The organism is Tepidicaulis marinus, assembly GCF_000739695.1.
GTDB classification, from domain to species: Bacteria; Pseudomonadota; Alphaproteobacteria; order Parvibaculales; family Parvibaculaceae; genus Tepidicaulis; species Tepidicaulis marinus.
In genome coordinates, this window is record NZ_BBIO01000008.1 from 1 (window position 1) to 19,862 (window position 19,862).

At 60.5% G+C, this 19,862-nt stretch carries 18 protein-coding genes and 1 pseudogene; 11 read left to right on the forward strand and 8 right to left on the reverse strand.

Annotated features, from left to right (window positions below):
* Positions 1 to 2,312 (reverse strand): annotated as a pseudogene (locus M2A_RS08640) (DUF1302 domain-containing protein); the annotation flags it as partial.
* A 450-nt stretch (positions 2,313 to 2,762) separates the two neighbouring features.
* Here M2A_RS08640 and M2A_RS17325 point away from each other — a divergent pair.
* From M2A_RS17325 to M2A_RS08670, 5 genes are all read left to right on the forward strand, one after another.
* Positions 2,763 to 3,368: a TetR/AcrR family transcriptional regulator gene (locus tag M2A_RS17325; RefSeq protein WP_052379335.1), complete on the forward strand. Its 606-nt coding sequence runs from the start codon at positions 2,763 to 2,765 to the stop codon at positions 3,366 to 3,368.
* Positions 3,369 to 3,554: 186 nt separating this feature from the next.
* Complete coding sequence (locus M2A_RS08655) at positions 3,555 to 4,724, forward strand: acetyl-CoA C-acetyltransferase (protein WP_045445944.1); 1,170 nt, start codon at positions 3,555 to 3,557, stop codon at positions 4,722 to 4,724.
* A 198-nt stretch (positions 4,725 to 4,922) separates the two neighbouring features.
* On the forward strand, positions 4,923 to 5,240 hold the full coding sequence (locus tag M2A_RS08660) for a hypothetical protein (protein ID WP_045445947.1): 318 nt from the start codon (positions 4,923 to 4,925) through the stop codon (positions 5,238 to 5,240).
* 76 nt (positions 5,241 to 5,316) lie between these two features.
* A complete protein-coding gene (locus tag M2A_RS08665; protein WP_045445950.1) occupies positions 5,317 to 7,146 on the forward strand; it encodes an ABC-F family ATP-binding cassette domain-containing protein in 1,830 nt (609 codons plus the stop codon).
* Positions 7,143 to 7,595, forward strand: coding sequence for a YaiI/YqxD family protein (locus M2A_RS08670; RefSeq protein ID WP_045445953.1), 453 nt, complete (start codon positions 7,143 to 7,145; stop codon positions 7,593 to 7,595). The genes M2A_RS08665 and M2A_RS08670 overlap by 4 nt, the downstream gene beginning before the upstream one ends.
* On the opposite strand, the gene M2A_RS08675 is transcribed toward M2A_RS08670, so the two are convergent.
* The 3 genes from M2A_RS08675 to M2A_RS08685 all read right to left on the reverse strand — a co-directional run bounded on the left by M2A_RS08675 (position 7,590) and on the right by M2A_RS08685 (position 10,689).
* Positions 7,590 to 8,774: an FAD-dependent monooxygenase gene (locus tag M2A_RS08675; protein WP_045445956.1), complete on the reverse strand. Its 1,185-nt coding sequence runs from the start codon at positions 8,772 to 8,774 to the stop codon at positions 7,590 to 7,592. The two genes, M2A_RS08670 and M2A_RS08675, sit on opposite strands and share 6 nt — an antisense overlap.
* 124 nt (positions 8,775 to 8,898) lie before the next feature.
* Entirely contained in the window at positions 8,899 to 9,909 is a 1,011-nt protein-coding gene (locus M2A_RS08680) for an MBL fold metallo-hydrolase (RefSeq protein WP_052379336.1), read from the reverse strand.
* A 144-nt stretch (positions 9,910 to 10,053) separates the two neighbouring features.
* A complete protein-coding gene (locus tag M2A_RS08685) occupies positions 10,054 to 10,689 on the reverse strand; it encodes a TetR/AcrR family transcriptional regulator (protein WP_081875507.1) in 636 nt (211 codons plus the stop codon).
* A gap of 122 nt (positions 10,690 to 10,811) precedes the next feature.
* Here M2A_RS08685 and M2A_RS08690 point away from each other — a divergent pair, with 122 nt between their 5' ends.
* A complete protein-coding gene (locus tag M2A_RS08690; protein ID WP_052379337.1) occupies positions 10,812 to 11,336 on the forward strand; it encodes a lytic transglycosylase domain-containing protein in 525 nt (174 codons plus the stop codon).
* Between the two features lie 70 nt (positions 11,337 to 11,406).
* Here the strand turns inward: M2A_RS08690 and M2A_RS08695 are convergent, their stop codons facing one another.
* Positions 11,407 to 12,336, reverse strand: coding sequence for a flagellin N-terminal helical domain-containing protein (locus M2A_RS08695; RefSeq protein ID WP_045445959.1), 930 nt, complete (start codon positions 12,334 to 12,336; stop codon positions 11,407 to 11,409).
* 302 nt (positions 12,337 to 12,638) lie between these two features.
* On the opposite strand from M2A_RS08695, the gene motA reads away from it, so the two are divergent.
* The 5 genes from motA (at position 12,639) to M2A_RS08720 (ending at position 17,510) form a co-directional block, all read left to right on the forward strand.
* Positions 12,639 to 13,529, forward strand: a complete 891-nt coding sequence (gene motA / locus M2A_RS08700; RefSeq protein ID WP_045445962.1) for a flagellar motor stator protein MotA — start codon at positions 12,639 to 12,641, stop codon at positions 13,527 to 13,529.
* Positions 13,530 to 13,538: 9 nt separating this feature from the next.
* The gene (locus M2A_RS17330; protein ID WP_052379338.1) at positions 13,539 to 14,009 is read left to right on the forward strand and encodes a flagellar basal body-associated FliL family protein; all 471 of its coding nucleotides are present in this window, start codon (positions 13,539 to 13,541) and stop codon (positions 14,007 to 14,009) included.
* Between the two features lie 5 nt (positions 14,010 to 14,014).
* Complete coding sequence (locus M2A_RS08710; RefSeq protein WP_045445964.1) at positions 14,015 to 15,373, forward strand: hypothetical protein; 1,359 nt, start codon at positions 14,015 to 14,017, stop codon at positions 15,371 to 15,373.
* A 111-nt stretch (positions 15,374 to 15,484) separates the two neighbouring features.
* Positions 15,485 to 16,870: a flagellar hook-length control protein FliK gene (locus M2A_RS08715; RefSeq protein WP_045445967.1), complete on the forward strand. Its 1,386-nt coding sequence runs from the start codon at positions 15,485 to 15,487 to the stop codon at positions 16,868 to 16,870.
* Positions 16,871 to 16,901: 31 nt separating this feature from the next.
* A complete protein-coding gene (locus M2A_RS08720) occupies positions 16,902 to 17,510 on the forward strand; it encodes a flagellar hook assembly protein FlgD (protein ID WP_052379339.1) in 609 nt (202 codons plus the stop codon).
* A gap of 80 nt (positions 17,511 to 17,590) precedes the next feature.
* Here M2A_RS08720 and M2A_RS08725 read toward each other — a convergent pair whose 3' ends face one another.
* Genes M2A_RS08725 through M2A_RS08735 form a run of 3 tightly spaced genes read right to left on the reverse strand, consistent with a single transcriptional unit; the run spans position 17,591 to position 19,733 of the window.
* Positions 17,591 to 18,127, reverse strand: a complete 537-nt coding sequence (locus tag M2A_RS08725; RefSeq protein ID WP_045445970.1) for a flagellar protein FlgN — start codon at positions 18,125 to 18,127, stop codon at positions 17,591 to 17,593.
* Positions 18,124 to 18,606, reverse strand: coding sequence for a rod-binding protein (locus M2A_RS17335; protein ID WP_052379340.1), 483 nt, complete (start codon positions 18,604 to 18,606; stop codon positions 18,124 to 18,126). The genes M2A_RS08725 and M2A_RS17335 overlap by 4 nt, the downstream gene beginning before the upstream one ends.
* The gene (locus M2A_RS08735; RefSeq protein WP_045445973.1) at positions 18,606 to 19,733 is read right to left on the reverse strand and encodes a flagellar basal body P-ring protein FlgI; all 1,128 of its coding nucleotides are present in this window, start codon (positions 19,731 to 19,733) and stop codon (positions 18,606 to 18,608) included. The genes M2A_RS17335 and M2A_RS08735 overlap by 1 nt, the downstream gene beginning before the upstream one ends.
* Positions 19,734 to 19,862: the final 129 nt, after the last annotated feature.

Genomic DNA, 19,862 nt, shown 5'->3' on the forward strand with positions numbered 1-19,862 from the left:
TCATGCTGCCATGCGATGGTCGGGTTCAGCGTGATCGGCGTGCCGAACGCGTTGTTGTACTGCAGCTGGCCGAGGAGCACGTAGCCCCAGGACAGGCTGGTGGGACGGCAGCCCTGACGGTTGTCGAGCGCAAGGAAGGCGCCGAGCGGCAGGTCCGTACCGGCAGTACACACATTGGCAAGCTGCTTGCGGGAGAAGTCGGCTTCATCCGGAACATCCGGCACCCACATCGCCCCGGCTTCCGTCACCAGGATACCGAGGTCGGCACCAAGCGCGCCGATCAGCGGGTTGGACTGGGTGTAGGTCGCCGTCGTGCCGATCTGAGCCGTCAGGACCTCTTCACGGACAAAGCCGGAATATTCCGCGCTTTGGCCCACACCGACGCTGCCGCAGGTGGAGTTCGGACGGAAGGTCTGACCAGCATCAACCTGTGCGGACACGGTGTCTGCACCCAGGATGAAGTCGAACAAACACGAGGCGCCGAGAGCAGCAAGCGTCAGCTGGTCCGTATCGAGCTGCAGCGGCTGGTTCGGGCGGAACGAGGTTTCGCCCTGCACGCCCCAATCACCAATCGTGGTGTTGAAGGAGAAGCCGAAGAGCTTGATGTCTTCCGGGTATTCCAAGAAGAGACCAATGTTGCTTGCGGCACCCGCCGTCGTGGTTGCGGCCAGAATTTCGGCACCGTCCACAGCCAAATCCGGAACGGTATCAGCGTTCAAATCCACAGACTGGTCGGCAATCAACGCACAGTTGAGGATCATTGCTTCCAGCAAGCTGCCACCATTAATGCCGCCGGTCGCAATTTGTGCTACAGGTGCGATAACACTTGCAACAGTCGGGCTACCGTTCAGCGCCAAACCGTTCTTCGCCGCCTGGATCAGCCCGTCCGGGTCATTCACCTGCGTGCTGTTCAAATAAGCCAACTTGGCCGGATTGAAAGTAGCCAGTGCCGCGCCAGGACCAGCACCGCCGCCTAGGCATCCGCTCTGCAATGCGCCGCAGGTTGTCTGCCCTGCGTTCAGGCCCGTTGCGTTATAAACTTGGAGCGACGTGTTTCCAGGACGGTTGATATAGCGCTCGCTCGCGATCGGCACACGGCTATGGTAGTTCATGAAATAGAAACCGAACTCAGTGGAGTTCAGCTCTTCCGAATACCAGCGCAGTGCGAGACCGTACTGGCCGCTGTCGCTTGCTTCCCGGTCCTGATCACGGGCTATATCACCCGTGCCGTCTTTCAGAGCAAGACGAAGGGCTTCATTGTTCCCTGTCGGATAAGCAACCGAGTAGTCGAGATAAGGGTTCACCCCTCCGCCGCAATTGAAACGCGGATCCGATACTTCTTTGTCAAACTCGCCGCTGATGTTACCTGCAGTGGAACAGTTACGGTTGAAGAAACCGGAAATGAACTCACCGCCCGTCACGAAGGACTGGCCGTTCGCCACGCCGCCTTGCGCGGTTACGTCAGAGCCGGAGAAGGGCGTGCCCGGACGGTCGAGCTGGGTTTCTTCCCATTCGAGCTGATAGAAACCTTCCAGCGCGAGATTGTAGGGAAGACCGATGGAGCCATAAGCCGCCTAAACGGGAAGCAGGCCTTCTTTGATTTCGGCGCCCGGACGGCGGAAGGCGTTCACATCGAGCGGGGAAACGGAGTTCACACCATTCAGAATGAACGTGCCTTCGCCCCAGTTGATCACCTGGCGGCCGATACGCAGGTTGAGCGGCAAATCGCCCACGTTGTAATCCGCCGACACATAAAGGTCGAGCAGGTCGATGTCGCGGGCGGCATCCACCTTGCCGCCTTCGTTCAGGGCAAAGCGCTCGTAAGAGCTGTCATTGTCCAGAACCGCGTCGTAGAACGAGTTCACACGGGCAAAGAGCGTGTAGTTCTGCCAGTTCGCCTGAATGTCGTTCGTCATTTTGACGACGCCCGATGTCAGGTCCCATTTGTCGAAGTTCAAACGGCCGTCATCGGTGTTGATCGACCCGGCAAAAGCGTTCGGGCCCGTTTCGCGGTCGAGCGTCACAACCTGATTACCGAAGTTACCGGCAGCAGCAGAAGCCGTAGTGGTCAAACCAGCGGTCGTTTCTACGTCCACTCGACTTTCGATTGGGCCGCCGTTACCGCCCGGTAAAAACAGGTCATTACGTTCGGAGACGCGCGCCGACACACCGGCCGAAACCGTCGTGTCGAAGTAAATCTGCACACCGCCGAATTGATATTCCAATGCGCTGGCCGGCATGCCCGATAGACATGTCATCGCCAGCAGCGACGCCGCGCCTAGCGCGCCGCGTCCGCTGATCTTTCCGATCATCTATTCCCTCCTCACGCGAAGCGATTCGCGCCCCGCATACCTCGATTACTTCGATTGGTGCTTTGCGAGCCCCTCGGCACTCAAGCACACCCTAGAAGATTAATAGACACGCTTCTTGTCAATAACTTCGGGCTTTAATGACTCAGTTTAAATATAACTGTAACAAATCGGCATATATGAAAACCGGATAATTTATCAGTCAAATCAATGAACTAGCTGATTCTTAAAGACTTTCTTCATACGAAATATCACCGTGCCACACCTGCCGGCACTTCGCCACCCTCCGGGCGGAATCATGACAAAATATCATGGACAGATCTTTCTCATAAAAATCGACACCCTCAATGCCTAAACATGAGAAGACCAAACCCGGCGGCTAAATGCTCGCAGCCCGGCGCGCAAGGCCTTACGTTTATTCCATGAGATCCGGCGCAGGGGAGAGCCAAGAGGGTGTCGAAGACCCACAAAGTCAGTTTCGTCAAAAAAACCGATGGCCGCGCCGCGCGGGGCGCGCAGACGAAACAAAAAATCATCGACGCGCTGTTCGAGCTGATCGAAAGCGGCCAGTCCGCGCCAACCGGCGAGCAGGTGGCCGAAAAGGCACAAGTCGGGCTTCGCTCCGTCTATCGGCATTTCGATGATATTGACACGCTTTATGCCGCTATTCAGGAACGGCTCGATGCCTCCCTGCGCCCGCTCATCCAATCGGCGCAAGAAAAGATCACGGGCGATCTGGAAGCGCGCACCCGCGCCATGACGGATATCAGGGGCGAATTCTACGAACGGGCAGGCCCTTTTATCCGCTCCGACCGCATGCGCCATTGGAACTCGCCCGAAATCGAACGGCGGCGGGCCTCGGGCAATTTGGAGATGCGCCTCTGGCTTTGGACCTGTCTGCCCGAATGCGCCAGTGCCCCTGCGGCGGCGCGCGCGGGGGTAGAAATGGCCGCTTCTTTCGCCGCTTGGGACCATTTGCGCAATGAGCAAAAGCTCAGCGTGGAAGAAGCGAAAGCCTGCACAGTCGAGGTAATCTTGAAATTGCTCGAGCCGGCGTGACGCGCCTTCAACCGCGCCTTTCTCTTTCCAATGTTCCCCTACGTCACGCGGATGAAGTGATCAAATCTGCGGCGAGAGTGCTAGAGCGCGCGTTTCAAAGGGTGTAAAGGAAGGGCAGCTTTTATCCGCATAAAGGGCAAAAGCCCTGACCCATAACGGATTGCGTTAACAGGAAGGAACTCACTCATGGCAGAAGCATATATCGTTGCTGCTTCGCGCACGGCAGGCGGCCGCCGCGACGGCAAACTCAAAGGCTGGCATCCGGCGGACCTCGCCGGCGCGGTGCTCAAAGACCTCGTCAAGAAAACCGATATCGACCCGGCCCGCATCGACGATGTGATCATGGGCTGCGTCGGCCAGGCGGGCGAGCAGGCCGTGAATATCGGCCGTAACGCCGTGCTCGCCGCCGGTCTGCCGGAAAGCATTCCGGCCACCAGCGTCGACCGTCAGTGCGGGTCTTCCCAGCAGTCGATCCACTTTGCCGCTCAGGCTGTGATGTCCGGCTTCATGGACTGCGTGATCGCCGCCGGCGTTGAAAGCATGACACGCGTGCCGATGGGCCTGCCCGCGTCGCTGCCCGCCAAAAACGGCTTCGGTGTTTATATGAGCCCGGAAATGCAGAAGCGCTATCCGGACATTCAGTTCTCCCAGTTCATGGGCGCTGAAATGATGGCGAAGAAATACGACATCTCCCGCGATGAGCTGGACGAATTCGGCTACCGGAGCCATCAGCGCGCGATCGCCGCAACCCAGGCCGGCGCGTTCGACGATGAAATTCTTGCCGTGGAAGTGGAAACGGAAAACGGCAAGGAAATGCACAAGGTTGACGAAGGCATCCGCTTCGATGCCAGCCTTGACGGCATCAAGGGCGTGAAGCTGCTTGCCGAAGGCGGCCGGCTGACGGCGGCAACCTCCAGCCAGATCTGCGACGGCTCGGCCGGTGTCATGATCGTCAATGAAAAAACGCTGAAGGAACTCGGCCTGACGCCGATGGCCCGCATCCACCACATGACCGTTGTGGGCGGCGATCCCATCATCATGCTCGAAGCCCCGATCCCGGGCACGCAGAAGGCGCTGCAGAAAGCCGGCATGAAAATCGACGACATCGACCTTTACGAAGTCAATGAAGCGTTCGCTTCCGTGCCGCTTGCCTGGTTGAAGGAAACCGGCGCCGACCCGGAAAAACTCAACGTCAATGGCGGCGCCATCGCGCTCGGCCACCCGCTCGGCGGCTCCGGCGCCAAGCTCATGACGACGCTGGTCCATGCACTGAAAAACCAGAACAAGCGCTATGGCCTGCAAACCATGTGCGAAGGCGGCGGCCTGGCCAATGTGACGATCATCGAACGTCTCTAAGCGCCGCACCTTAGCGTGAAACGGACGAACCGGCGGGGCCTCCCCGCCGGTTTTTCTTTGCCTGTTTCTCCGCATCTCAAGCGGGAACCAATGCCCCTGCCCGCGCGTTTAAACTGAACTAGCTAAAGTGCGGCAGCTGTGCCGCCTTGAGATGCCGACATGGGATGCAGACATGGGATGCAGACATGGGAGGGAGCCATGGACCGCAAGCCGATCTTTGCCTTTATCGTCAACAACGAATGGCTGGCCGCTCTTCTGGCCGCAATGACCTATATTCTGGCCACTTCCGCCTGGGCGGCAGGCCCCGCCGGGATCGATGCCGGTGCTTTCGAGCAGCAATTCGCCGCCCAGGGCATTTACCAGAAATGGGACCTCGACAAGGACGGAATCGTGGACGAGCGTGAGTTCTCCAAGGGGTTTCACGGCTATTATGACGAAGACCGCGACGAGGTCTTGAGCGAGAAAGAGCTGGAACGCTTCGAGAAAGATGCCGGCGAAGAAGGCCGCCTGCGCTAGGCCGCGCCCCAAAAGCTCCTTTTAGGGTCAAGAAAGCCTCTTGTCAGGTACAGGCCGGGCCATTAAGCCCAAGGCCATGGCGCCGCCGCTTTTACATCTGAAAAATATCCACCTGACCTTTGGAGGCACACCGCTTCTGAACGGGGCGGAGCTTGCCGTCTCGCCGGGCGAGCGGCTTTGCCTTGTGGGGCGGAACGGGTCCGGCAAATCGACCCTTTTGAAAGTCGCCGCCGGGCTTGCCACGCCCGATAGCGGCGAGATTTTCCTGCAGCCCGGCGCCACCATACGCTATTTGCCGCAGGAGCCGGATTTCAGCGGCTTCGACACCGCCCTTGCCTTTGCCGAGGCCGGACTCGGGCCGGGAGACGATCCTTACCGGGCGCGCTATCTTCTGGAGCGGCTGGGGCTGACGGGAGAAGAAAACCCCGCGCATCTTTCCGGCGGTCAGGCGCGCCGCGCGGCCCTCGCCCGCACGCTTGCCCCCTCACCCGATATTCTGCTTCTCGATGAACCGACGAACCATCTCGACCTGCCCGCCATCGAATGGCTGGAAAGCGAATTGCGCGGGCTGAAATCCGCCCTCGTCCTCATCAGCCACGACCGGCGCTTTTTATCCAATCTTTCGCGCAATACCGTCTGGCTCGACCGCGGACGCACGCGCGCCTTCAATGTCGGTTTTGCCGCCTTCGAGGAAACGCGCGACCGGCTGATCGAGGAAGAAGCGCAGGCCCAACACAAGCTCGAACGCAAAATCGAGCAGGAAGAAGACTGGCTGCGCTACGGCGTCACCGCCCGGCGCAAGCGCAATCAGAAGCGGCTGCGCGATCTCCACTCACTGCGCGCGGCACGTGTCAGCCAAGGCGAAGCGCTGCGCCGTGCCACCGCAACGGTGAACATGGCGGCAACCGAAGGGGAAACCTCCGGCAAGCTCGTCGCCGACCTTGAAGAGGTGAGCAAATCCTATGACGGCACGCCCATCGTCAAATCCTTGAGCGTGAAAATCCTGCGCGGCGACAGGGTGGGCATTGTCGGGCCCAACGGCGCGGGCAAGACCACACTCCTGAAACTCATCACGGGCGATCTTGCCCCCGATGAAGGCCGCATCAAGCTCGGCACGAACCGGCAGATGGTGACGCTGGAACAGAACCGGGAAAGCCTTGATCCAAACGAGACCTTGCGCGACGTTTTGACCGGCGGGCGCGGCGATATGGTGGAAGTCGGCGGCAGCAGCAAGCATGTCATCGGCTATATGAAGGATTTCCTCTTTGCCCCGGAACAGGCGCGCACGCCCGTCCATGCGCTCTCCGGCGGGGAGCGCGGGCGGTTGATGCTGGCCCGCGCGCTGGCCCGCCCTTCCAACCTTCTGATCCTCGACGAGCCTACCAACGATCTCGATATCGAAACGCTGGATCTCCTTCAGGAAATGCTCGCCGATTATGACGGCACGCTTTTGCTCGTCAGTCACGACCGCGATTTCCTCGACCGGATCGTGACCTATACGATCGCCTCGGAGGGAGATGGCGTCTGGCAGGTCTATCCCGGCGGCTATAGCGATATGGAGCGCCAGCGCGGCGCGCGCAAAAAGGAAGAAAAACCCGCTGCGCCCGCCAAACAAAAATCCGGCAGCGACAAGGCGCCCTCTACGCCCGCCAAAAAACAAGAAAAGCGCAAGCTCTCCTTCAAAGAAAAACATGCGCTTGAAACACTGCCCGGCGAGATGGAAACGCTTGCTGAGAAAATTGCGCTGCTTAAAGAGAAACTCGCCGCGCCCGATTTTTATTCCAAGGACCCGGAGGGTTTTGCCAAATCAGCCAAGGCGCTGGAAGCGGCAGAGGCCGAGCTTGCCCGGAAGGAAGAAGACTGGCTTGCTCTTGAAATGCTGCGCGAGGAGCTGGAGGGCACATGACCACGATCTATGTCGATGCCGATGCCTGCCCGGTGAAAGACGAAACGCTGCGCGTTGCCGAGCGGCACGGGCTTTTGACCTATATCGTTTCCAATAGCGGTATGCGCGTGCCGCGCAGCCCGCTTGTGCGGCAAATGATCGTACCGGAAGGCCCGGACGCCGCCGATAATTGGATTGCGGATCATATCGGCGAGAACGACATTGTGATCACCGCCGATATTCCCCTTGCCGCGCGCTGCCTTGAAAAGCAGGCGCTGGCACTCGGGCCAAGCGGCAAACCATTTTCGCAGGAAAATATCGGCATGTCGCTCGCGATGCGCGATCTGACCAGCACGTTGCGGGAGACGAGCGATTTTAAAAGTTACAATCCGGCCTTCACGCCGAAAGACCGCTCCCGTTTTCTCAGCGCACTGGAAGAGACGGTGCGCAAGGCAAAGCAGGACTCATAACGCTTCTGTCGCGTCATATTTCATCAGCCAGTCATAGCGGGACGCCGTAAAGCCCGGCAGCAATTTCGAGCCGGCCGCCATGGCAAAATGCACCCCGCGGCGCATCACCGGATGGGCAAGATGAAAGAGCCCCGCATTCGCTTCGGATTGCGCCTGCACCTTGGAGGCGCGCGGTTTGCGCACCGCTTCATAGCGGGCAAGCGCGTCCGGCACGGGTGCCGTTTCAAGGGAGGCAGTCAGGATGCAGGCATCCTCGATCGCCATGGCCGCGCCTTGCGCAAGAAACGGGAGCATCGGATGGCAGGCATCGCCCAGCAGCGTGACGCGGCCTGAACTCCAGGAGGCAAGCGGCGCGCGCGCATGAAGCGCCCAGCGGAAGGGTTTTTCCACTGCTTCAGCCACAGTACTTAATGTGGGGTGCCAGGAACCGAAATCCCGGCGCAATTCCTCCCGGCTACCAGGTTCCATCCAGGCTTCGGAGACCCAGGTGTCCCGCTCGACCACGCCGACGAAATTCACCAGCTCGCCGCCGCGCACATAATAGGTGATGGCATGGGCATGGGGCGCAAGCCAGCTCGTAACAACAGGGCGCAGGCCCGCATCTTTGAGCCGCTCGGCGGGCACAAGGCCGCGCCAGGCCATCATCTTTTTGAAGATGGGTTTTTGCGCGCCGAAAAGCGCCGTACGCACCGCCGAATGAATGCCGTCGGCGCCGACAATCAGATCGCCGCTTTCCACCGCGCCGTCTTCAAGGATGAGCGTCGCCGATCCGGCATTCTGATAAAGGCCGTTTACTTTCGCCTCGGTGCGGATCGTGCCGGGGCTGCGCGCTGCGACCGCCTCGCGCAAAAGCCGGTGAAGGTCCGCCCGGTGAATATGAAAATAGGGAAGCCCGTAGCGTGCCCGCGCCCGCTCGCCCAGCGGGATCTGCGTGAGAAGCCGGCCCGAGGCGTGATCGCGCAGCTCGATGCCTTGCGGCTCGAAGGAGACCTGCGTCAACGCTTCCTCAAGACCGAGGGAAAAAAGAACCCGCAGCGCATTCGGCCCGAGCTGAAGCCCGGCGCCCACCTCGCCCATATCGGCGTTTTGCTCGAAGAGCAGGACCTCATGCCCCTTTGCGAGAAGCGCGAGTGCCGCGGTAAGACCGCCAATGCCGCCGCCTGCAATCAATATTTTCATCGCCGTCCCTTTGCCCGCGAATGCGCTGCCGCATTAACCCGCCGAGCCACCCGCGCTCACCATAAAGGCTCGGGTGAGAGCGGCAAAGGCGGCATGTTGCCCGCGCCTGCGGTATTGCGGCAGATCAAGGCGCGGCAGCAGCAAGGCGGGGCAGTGCCGCAAAGGCCGCCTCATCATGAGAAGGCACGATGGCGAGCCCCGGATTGGCCTTCGCGATTTCGTGAAGCAGCGCCACGGTGCGCGCGGTCTCTTCCCTATTCCGGTCGACAAGCGAGCGGGCGAAGGGTGTTTTTTCGGCCGGAATAGAAACCGCTTCCGCTGACCAGGAAACATCGCCGATGAAAAAATAGCGCTCTTTGGGGCTGCGGGTCAGCACAAGGCCCAATGAGCCTGCCGTGTGACCGCCAAGCTCCACCAGCACGGCGGTTCCGTCCCCGAAAATGTCCTTGGAACGTTCAAAAGGACCGAAGGGAACAGGATCTAGCTTGACGAAATCCCAATTGATGGCCGGGTCCATATATTGTTCGGGAAAGAAGCCGGGATTGCCGATCTTACCCGCTGTGACCGCGCCTTCATATTCAGCCTCGAGAAGGCGAATTGGCGTTTGCGGGAAGTCCTTGATGATGCCTGCATGGTCCCAGTGCAAATGCGTGAGCAGGACGAAGTTGAAATCGGATGGCGCAAGCCCCGCCGCACGCAATTGCTCCAGCGCCGGGGTCCTTCCTTCATAGGCAAAGAGCTTGGCATTGAGACCGGAAAAATTCCGCTCGAACTCTCCGGCAATGCGCGAGCCGATCCCGCCTTCGAACAGGAAAGTCGCTTCGGGATGGCGTACGACGACGCCGGAGAAAATCGAGGTGTGTTCTTTCAGGAGGCTGCCGCCGCTGAAAATAAACGCCTGGGGCGAGACGTTCTGTCCGGTTACGAAATAGCCGAGTTCCACTTGCGGCGCACCCGGCTCCGGCACGGGTAGGCGGTATTCCCCTTCCCCGGCAAGTGCGGACGTGTCGATCACGCGGGGCCAAAGCTGATAGGCGGCGAACCCCCCGATCACCAAGAGAAGGGCGCCAAGCAAGGCCAGGCCCGTCAAAAGCAGGGTACGCGGGGTAAAGGGAAGGCTGCGGGACTGACTCATGATATCTCTCCTGTGTTCTGGATATTTTTTATGTTGTCCGGTCTATTTTTGTCAAGACAAATGCCGCCGGGCACGAAAATGGCGCGAATTTCCGCCACTTCACAGGAGGCAGAGCGGTCTTACCTGTACAGGGTGTGCGGGCTCTTAAGCCAGGGAGAGGGTGAGCTGACGGGCGAGGCGCCTCAGCGGCGCCGGAGAGCGCTGGACCTGCGAGAGGATGAGCGCGCCTTCGATGGCGGCAATGGCAAGCTCTGCCTGAGCGGCGGCTTTTTTCTTTTCCATGCCAAAGCGGCAGAGATGTTTCTCGATGATCGCCTGCCAGCGCGCATAAGCCTCAAGCGCGCTTAACCGGATGGGCTCGGCCTTGCCCGCGACTTCCAGCGCCACCAGACAGACGGGACAGCCCCCCTGGAAATCGCTCTCGACAAGCACATCCCCCAAAAGGGCTGCGGCTTTGGTCATGAGGTCCGCCGGGTCTTTCGCCTTGCCGGCGAGCTCTTCCAGCGCCTCGGCGATCTGTCCGCCGGCAAAGGCGACGGCAGCCGCGCCGATCTCTTCCTTACCGCCCGGAAAGTGATAATAGATCGACCCCTTGGGCAGATTCCCGGCCTCGGCAATGTCGAAAATGCCGGTCGCGTGAAACCCCTGCTTCTGGAAAAGAGAAGCAGCGACCTCAATCAATTGCTGGCGGGTTTTCTGCCCTTTGCTGATCTTCTTGTTCGCGGGTTTTGCAGAGGCCTGCCCCTGCCCGTCCGGCTTTGTATTTTGCGGCTTTTTCATCACTCACCTTTTAGAACAGCCGGTCTATTATGGGCGAGGAACCTTGCGGAAGAAAGCAAAACCGAAATCCGGTTTTAAAGCCGCGCGGCGAAACTCTTCTTCTCATTGAAAATGGAAGAGCCATGCCCCGCTTCACCGGCATTGCCGCATTCACCGCTTGCCTCGCCCTTTCCGGCCTTGGCGCACCCTCCGCCCATGCGGTAAAGGCGGCGGCCAGCACGCCGGAGCTTAAAACCTGCATTAGCAAGGCTGCCGCGCATTACGAGGTGCCCGAGCCGCTGATCTGGCTCATCCTCGATGTGGAAGGGGGCGAGGCCGGCACCGTCTCGGGCAACAGCAACGGCACGGATGATCTTGGCCCCATGCAGATCAACACGTTCTGGCTGCCCTTGATCGAGGAACATTATGAGCGCCCGCGCGCGCTCCTGCGCCGCCAGCTGCAGAACGACGCCTGCTTTAACATCGCCGTCGGCACCTGGATCCTGCGGGTCAATATCGACGAGGCGGGCGGCAATGTCTGGCAGGGCATGGGCTGGTATCACTCGCGCACCCCCTCCCATGCACGCAACTATCTCGACCGCGTGCTTGCTGCCGCCGAGCGATGGTATGGCGTGCGGCCGGAGGTATCCGTTTCCTTCCAGAAATAACGCACCTAACGGAAAAGGGCCCGCCCCGGAGGGCAGGCCCCATCTTGAGTGCTTCTGTTAACCGCGTCCGTTAGCCACGGAAGAGCGCCAGAATGTTCTGCGGCGCGCCATTGGCGATCGTCAGCGCCTGAATACCCAGCTGCTGCTGGACCTGCAGGGCTTTCAGACGAGCGCTTTCGCGGTTCATGTCGGCATCGACCAGCACACCGATACCGCGTTCTGCGGCGTCGGCGAGCTTCTGCACGAAGTCGTGCTGAATGCCCAGACGCTTTTCGATCGACCCCAGCGTGGAGCCGACTTCGGTCGCCTTGGCAACAGCTGCTTCGACTTCACCCAGTGCGTCGGCAAGATCGGCAGCCGTGGTGGTGTTGTCGATCGCGAAAGCGGCATCGAGGATACCGTTGGCGATCAAGCCGGCCGCACCACCGCTAAGCTGCGTGGTGAAGTGGCCATCACCCACCGCTGCACCGACATAGGCCGTCTGGCCCGGATCGAACACGATATTCTGCGGCGTAACCGTGGCACCCGTACGCACAAGCGAGGCAAGGATGTTCACGGGGTTACCGTTGTTGTTCGTATCGTTGATCGAACCGTCCAGCCAGTTGTTGCCGTTAAAGTTGGCGGAGTTCACCACTGAGAGGATCTGCCCCTTCAACTGCTGGATATCGTCGTTGATCTTCTCCTTGTCCACACCGGCATCCTGGGCCGCCACGAGACGCTGCTTCATATCCTTGAGCAGGTTCACGATGGATTCGTTGGCGGTGGACGCCACGTCCGCGGTCGCCTGACCGAGGCCGATAGCATCCGAAATCGCCTGATAGCCCACGAGGTCGGTCCGCATCGTCGTGGCAATCGCCCAATAAGCCGCGTTGTCCTTGGCTTTTGCGACGCGCATGCCCGTCGAAATACGGTCCTGGGTCATTTCCAGCTGCTGGTTCGTGCTGGTAAGGGTCTGCAGCGCGGTCATTGCGCCGACATTAGTGAGAATAGAAGCCGTCATAGCTCTGTTTCCTTCTTTCTAGGTTCAAAGAGGTGTCCCGCCTTCTGACGACCTGCAAAGATCCGCCGTGCTTCTGACTGGCCGGACCTGAGATGACATCTTGAGCTTTCCCGCCTCCGGTTAAACGCGGGTTTAAGTTTGCGCGGGCGAGCGTCCGGCGCGCGGAGCGCTTTTCTTAAAACCTGATTTAACCGCCCCTTCCTAGCGTGTCCCGATGCTGCACGAGGTGCGTTGCACTCGTTGCATTGCGTGTGAAATGCGCGGGCGCTCAATGCCGCCCGCCAAAGACAGGGAACAGCGCCATGGGTCCTCTTATCGGTATCCCGCTTCTGATCATCGCCGTGATCGGCGGCTATATGGGTATGGGAGGAGAAATTTCCGTTCTCTGGCAACCCTTCGAAATGCTGATCGTGGTGGGCGCTGCTATCTCCACGCTGATCATCGGCAATCCGCTGGCGGTCGTGAAAGACACGGTGCGCTCGGTCGGCGATCTTTTCAACGGCAAGAAGGTGAAGGAAGAAGATTACCTCGAACTTCTCAGCCTGCTTTATGCAATTTTGCGCTCCGTGAAGGGCCAGGGCATGCTGCAGCTTGAAAACATGATCGAGCGCCCGCATGAGAGCGAGCTTTTCCAGCAATATCCGCGCGTGCTTGCCAATCCGCGCGCCGTCAATTTCCTCTGCGATTATCTGCGCCTTCTTTCGCTCGGCACCGCCAAGCCGCATGAGATCGAATCCCTTATGGATGAGGAAATCCGCATCCTTTCCAAAGATCTGCACCGGCCGACCCATGCGCTGCAAGTCATAGCCGATGCCCTGCCCGCGCTCGGTATCGTGGCGGCGGTGCTCGGTGTGATTAGAGCGATGGGCGCGATCAATCAGCCGCCGGAAGTACTCGGCCATCTGATCGGCGGGGCGCTCTTCGGCACGTTTATCGGTGTCTTCCTTTCTTACGGGGTCGTCAGCCCGCTGGCCGGGCTCGTGCGCACCAACAAGGACGCGCAGATCAGCTATTTCCTGGCGATCAAATCCACCCTGCTTGCGCATCTGAACGGGGCGGCCGCGCAGGTTGCCATCGAATATGGCCGCAAGGTGCTGCATATCGATGCGCAGCCGAGCTTCGATGCGGTGGAAAAATCCACCGTGCTTGAAAACGACGTCATCCGGCACGCTAAAGCCCGCGACGCAGCCTAAGGAGCGGATATGCCGGATTTGAAAGTCTTTCGCTTCGTTTTCGTATGCCTTTTGATCGGCGGCGCCATCGGCACGGCCATGGCCTTCGATGCGGCGGCAAGGCTGCGCGCCGCCGAGGCCCCGCCCGCAGCCGAAACGGACCCGGACAAACCCTCCTCCTTGCATGTGGAAACGGGTCAGTTCGTCGTACCGCTCCTGGAAGAAGGACGCACCGAGGCATTTTTGCTGGCCGAGGTCGCCCTTGAAATGACCGATGCGGGCACCGCCGCCCGCCACCGCGCCGATACCTCCATCTTGCGGGATATCATGCTGCGGCATTTTTTCGAGGCAGCGGAAGAAGGCCGCGTTCTGCCGAGCAAAGCAGACCCTGCAACGCTCAGAGACAGTCTTAAGCATGCGCTCAACCGGGAGCTTGGCACCGCAGCGGTTGCTCAGGTTCTCTTCGACCGGCTGCTCCTTCAGGAAAATGTGCGGAGGTAGGGCCCATGGCAGAAGCGATTGCGCCTGCAACGGCAGAGGCTGACGGGCCGTCGCTTACCCCGGGCATTTACCGCGAGGCCACGCAAATCCGGGCGAATGCCGTGGTGCTGAGCCGCCCGCCGCTTTTCGTGCCGGGGTCCGAGGCGCTCTCGCTTGAAGGCACGGTGACGCGCCAGCTGCAGAATAATCTCATTCAGGTGCAGACCGATCTCGGCGCCTTCACCATCCGCTATTCCGGCGGCACGCAGGCGATCCCCGCAAATGGCGTGCGCGTGCCGGGCGCAGGCGAGGCGCTGCTGTTGACGATTTCTCCCTCCGGCACCAGCGTGCGCGCGGAGCTTGCCGCGCCCAAAACCGGCACGGCGCCTATCGGCACGGAAGTGCAAACGCTCAAAGGCCAGGCGGTGCTAACGAGCGAAGCCGTGCGCCCGGCCATCGCGCTTGCTCAGACGGCGGCGGCGCGCATCGTACAGAACAGCATGGCGCCGGCGCTTTCCATGCAGAACCCGGCGCCCGCCCGCGCGCCAAGCGATCCGCCGCCGGTGGGCGCGCGGCCCATCTCCCAGTTCGAAGGCTCCGTGGTCGGCTCGATCAAAAGCAGCGAGCTTTGGTATCAAAGCAGCCTTGCGGCAGGGCGCGATGAGACGGGGTTTCGCGATCCTTCCATGCTGAAAGCCTTTCAGGATGCAAGCCAGCTGCGCCATATCGACCCCGCTCAGCAGATCGTGAGCGGTTTCCGCAACCTCTCCCAGCCTTATCACACGATGATGGAAGCGCTGCTATTGCTCAATCCGGCCATCGTCTCGGCGCTGACCGCGAAAATCCCGAAAGCCAATTCCAGTTTCGGGATCGGGCTCATGTTTTTCTTTCTGTGCCTGCGCCATGGCGGCATTCGGCGCTGGCTCGGGCAGAACGCGGAACGCGAGTTCGAGCTGCATGAAATGGAAGAAATGCTGGATTATCTCGACCAGCAGGTTTTTCCGCGCATCCGCGACATTCCAGGCTACGGCAAATGGGCGGTCGCCGTTGCGCCCTTCATGCTGAAGGAGCTGTCGCAATTCGTCTGGGCGGTGCAGGAATCCATTACCGGACACAGAAGCCGCCTGCCCGTTCACCGCTTTGCGCTGCAATTGCCTTTCGAACGTTTGGGGCCCGTCCAGTTTTCAGGGCATGTGATCGGCCAGACGATCGACATTCTCTGCCTGACGCCGCGCCCGCTGCCCTCCGGCCTTGAAGAAACATTGCGGCGCAATGTGCCCGCCATCATCGCCCATCATCACATGAACGGCGGGATCGGCTTTTCCTATGACAGCGGGCTTTGGATTCCATTTGTCAAAAATTTGAGTCTCGATCGAGCCGTTTAAGGCACTGGCAGGTGACACGCGGGCACATGACAGGCAGGCAGGGCGGCAAAACCGAAACCCCAGTTTAGAGATTGGCTTCTAGCCTTAGCCCATCAAGGAAAGGCTTTGACCATGTCCGCAGACAGCCGGCTTACATTTCCCGCTTCCCCCTCTTACGCGCCTGAGACGCGTGCGCCGCGCAGTGCGCCTGCGGCCAAGGAGAAAAGCGAGGAAGATACGGGTGAAAGTTTTTCGGCCTATCTCGACCGGCGTGCGGCGGAAACGCAGGAGCGTGCCGCGCCGAAACCCGAACAGGTAAACGAAGCCCCGGCGCGCGCTAAAGAAACACCACCTGCAGGGCAAGCGGAAAAGCGCACCGCCGATGAGCGCAAACCACGATCGGAAGCAGCCCAAGGGAAGGCAGCAGGCGAAACCGTCGGCGAGACAGCAAAACCTGAAAAAGCCGTCACGCAAACCGCAAACGCGGCCAATAACGCACAAGCAGTGCTGGGCGAGAGCGCCAAAAAGAACACGTCCCCCACGCCTTCAGGGAAAGGGAAAGCCGCCTCCGAGACGGCGCCCCTTCCCGCCGCCCCCGGCGCGGGAGCTGCGCAGGCAAAAAATCCGGGCCCTGCCCCGGCAGGCAGCCTGCAAAGCTCCGCCAACACCGCCCGGGCGGCGGATGCCTGGACATCCTCCTTCGCCAGTGCTGAAGGCAAAGCGGAGAACGCGCAGGCGCCTGCCCGTGAGGCGAAACTCCCCGCCGCGCCGCTTCACGGCGCCAAGGAAGCCGGCGCCCGCGCAAATGACAAGAAAGAAGGCACCGGCAATGCGCAAACCGCAAAAGGCGGAAATGCTCTTGCGGCAGGCGAGGCCAGCGCCAAGGAAGATGCGCAGAATGCGGCAAAAGAATTATCGAGCCCAGGCAAGACGCCGGCAGGGCCTGCGCCCGCCAGCGCGCCGCAGAACCAGCCTGCCGCCGTTTCCCTTTTCGCCGAGCCCCGTGCAGGCAGCGCGGGCGAGAGCGTGCAAAGCCCCTCCCCCAGCGCAAGCACGGCAGGTGAGGCGGCGCAGCGCCTGGCCCAGCTTTCTCCCGCTCAGGCGGGCACGGCCCATACGCCCCGCCCCGCCCAGCAGCTTGCCGACGGGCTTATTCAGGCGGTGCGCCATGGGCAGGACAAGCTGACATTGCAGCTCTTCCCTGAAGAGCTTGGCTCCATCGATGTGACGCTTGAAATGCAGAACGGGCGCCTCAAAATCGTCGTCGCCGCCGAGCGGCCGGAAACCTTGCAGCAATTGCAGCAGAACCAGCGCGATCTGGAACGGGCGCTTGCCGATGCGGGCTTCGAGCGCGGCAGCGCCGATCTTTCCTTTTCCGAGCGCGGCGCGCAGGGCGATGAAAGAGAGCCCGGCGCGTCCCGTCAGGCCTTTTCCCTTCATAGCGCATTCGGCGATGCCGCAAGCGAGGAGAGCCCTCAATTGCTTTCCTTAAACGGCGGGATCGATTTGCGCCTTTAATCCACCCAAGGATCAACCGGCAGGACAGGACATGACCCAGGTACCCCAGACGACGACCGATTATCAGTCTTTCTTGAAGCTGATGACGGCGCAGATGAAAAACCAGGACCCGCTCGCCCCCTTGGATGCGACGCAGTTCGTCACCCAGCTTGCGCAATTCTCGCAAGTGGAACAGTCCGTGCAGATGAACGAGCGGCTGGACAATCTTTCCACCATGCTTTCTTCCCTTTCTTCCCAGGCAGGGGCCAGCATGATCGGCCGGTCGGTGGAAACCGAAAACTACCGCATGAAGCTGGAAGACGGCAGCGCGGAGTTCCGCCTGCGCCTCGATGAAACGCCGAGCGAGGCGGTTTACCGGGTGAAGAATGCGGGCGGCGATGTCATCCGCGAGCAAAGCTTCGTTTATGAAGGCGAAGGCCAGAGCATTGCCTGGGACGGTAAGGACGATAACGGCATCGATCAGGAAGACGGGCTTTATACGGTCGAGATCGAGGCGCGCAATGGGGACGGCGATCTTATCCCCGGCCAAACCTTCATGAACCACGCGATCACCGAAGTGGTGCAGGAAGGCGGCGCAACGCGGCTGGTGCTGGAAACGGGCCAGGAACTCGATGTGACGGCGGATATGCGTATCTTCTGAACCTTCTATATCCCCCATTAAAAAGGCGCCCTGGAAACCGGGCGCCTTTTTCGTTGTCTGAGATTGAATAAAGGGGGCGTTTAAAGCTCGAGCTTCATACCGGCGGGAGAAAGCTCGGCGGCGCGCAAGTTGCGGCCGGCGGCGCTATAGAGCCCTTCGCTATTCACGTTTTCCACGGCCCGGACATGGAGCGCGGCAACCTTCTGCACCGCCGAGCCCAGATCCTTGAGCAGGCGGAGATTTTCTTCGGCGCTTTTTTGCACATCCGCGGTCAGCGCTCTGATTTCTTCTTCAAGAGCGCCCCCGCCGCCCATCAACACCACGTTCTGCGCGCCTGCCGCCTCTTCCAGCGCGGAAAGCCGGATGAAGAGGCTTTCCTTGATATCTGCAAAACGTTCGAGGGCAGGCGTATCGAGTTTCAGCACCGCCTCGTTCTCGGCTTTCAAGACATCGCCAAGCTCGCGCAGATGCGCATGAGCGCGCGCCATAAGCTCCTGACGGTAGGCGGCGTTCGGGTCTTCTTCTTCCGGCTTTTCTCCTTCCGGCCGCATGGCCGCCTCAACCGGCGGCGCCTCGAAGTCCTGGATATGATGTTTCAAACCGCTCTCGCCCGTCATGATGTTTGATCCTCTCCTGTGCCAGCCATGCCATAGGTGCGGGCAATATCCCTGTAAACGGCTTCGGCAAGCCCGATGCCGCCGTTTTCCGCCACGCTTTCCCCGTAAGACTGCATGAGGAAGGTGCGGTAGGTTTCTTCCGCATGTCCGCCGCCGAAAAGCCCGTCGCTTTTGATGCCGGAAAACATGTGGGTGAACATTTCAGAGAGCATGAGCGCTTCGAATTCCTTCGCCGCTTTCCAGGCCGGGTCGGCCGGATCGTGCCCCGTACCCCCCAGCACCCGCGCGCGGGGTGCCTCGCTTGTAAAAGAGGCCGTCAGCGAAGGCGAAGGCGCGCTTTTTCTGTAGCGCTGCAATCCGGCGAACGTCTCCAGCGGCGGGGGCACAGCTTTTTCCGCGCGCCGCTCCAGAAAGGGGCGCTCCAGAAGCTCGGCAAAACCGCCGGGCGGGACCGGCCCTGTGGGAGGCAGGACACTCATCAGATCACCTCGATTTCCGCCTGCAGCGCGCCGCTCGCCTTGATCGCCTGAAGGATCGAGATGACATCGCCCGGCGACATGCCGAGCCGGTTGAGGCCGGAGACAAGCGATTCCAGCGTCGTCGTGCCGCCGACAACTTCAAAACCTTTCTTGCCTTCCTCGATCTCGATATCGGTGCGAGGCACGACCGCCGTCTCTCCCACTTCGGCGAAAGGCGAGGGTTGGGAGACCTGGGGCGTCTCGGTGACACGCACGGTCAAATTTCCATGGGTGATCGCGACTTTGCTGATATGCACATCGGCGCCGATCACGATCGTGCCGGATTTTTCGTCGATCACGACCTTGGCGACCGCATCAGGGCGCACATCCAGTCCTTCAATGTCATGGATGAACCGGGCGACCTGGCCGCGATATTTCGCCGGCACGCGGATTTCCACATTATTGAGGTCGAGCGGATCGGCAAGCGGCGCGCCGAAGCGGCGGTTCACCGTGTCGGCAATGCGGATCGCCGTCGTGAAATCGGGATTGCGCAGGTTCAGCCGGACGATCTCCAGCTGATCGAGCTGCTCGGGCAATTCCCGCTCCACAATCGCGCCATTCGTAATGCGCGCGCGTGTGGGAATGCCTTTCGTCACGGACTGCGCATCACCGTCCGCGCTATAGCCGGAAATGGCGACGGGACCCTGAGCCACCGCATAGACATTGCCATCCACGCCCATGAGCGGGGTGACAAGCAGCGCGCCGCCCGCAAGGCTCGTCGCATCGCCCAATGTGGACACCGACACGTCGATCAAGGCGCCTTGACGGGAAAATGGAGGCAGCTCGGCCGTCACCATGACGGCGGCGACGTTCTTCGTCTTCAGTTCCTCATCGCGCACATTGACGCCCATGCGCTTGAGCATGCTTGTCAGGCTCTGTTCGGTGAAAGGAATGTTGCGCAACCTGTCCCCCGAACCGTTGAGCCCGACGACGAGCCCGTAGCCGACCAGCATGTTCTTGCGCACGCCTTCCACGCGCACGATGTCCTTGATCCGGCTGGCCGCCGCTTCGCCCATGGCCGCCCCGGTCAGCGCCGCACCCAAAAAGGCCAGAAGCGCAAGGCGCACGGGAAGGGATTTCTTTTTCATTGCTCACAACCGCCAAAGTGTCGTTGAGCCTCACGCTAGGCGGCGCTGTTTAAACTGGCTTAAAAGGATGGCGCTCTTTTGCCGTTCCCGAAGATTTCAAATCGGAATTTTCATAAGAGTTGAAAAAAG